Below are 308 nucleotides of genomic sequence, written 5' to 3' on the forward strand. Positions count from 1 at the left end.
TTTGGGAAGAAGCGTTTGGACCTGGCAGGTCCTCTCCTGGCCAAGCTCTTCCGAGGCATCATGCGCCGTATGCACTCTGAGCTCGCCAACTACTTGAGACGCTGCGTGGAAGGCAACCGCCACTTTAACCTTGCCGTCGGTATCAAGCCCGGCACGCTCTCCAACGGTCTCAAGTACTCTCTCGCGACCGGCAACTGGGGTGACCAGAAGAAGGCCATGAGCTCGACGGCTGGTGTCTCTCAAGTGTTGAACAGATACACTTTCGCCTCGACGCTCTCCCATTTGCGACGCACCAACACGCCCATCGG

1 protein-coding gene is annotated in these 308 nt (G+C 58.4%); it reads left to right on the forward strand.

The window, feature by feature from the left end:
• Positions 1 to 15: 15 nt before the first annotated feature.
• Positions 16 to 308, forward strand: a 293-nt coding sequence (locus GSQ94_RS02070) for a hypothetical protein (protein ID WP_216842990.1), incomplete at its 3' end; no start/stop codon positions are given.

It is taken from the genome of Granulicella sp. S190, from assembly GCF_009766095.1.
GTDB lineage: Bacteria > Acidobacteriota > Terriglobia > Terriglobales > Acidobacteriaceae > Edaphobacter.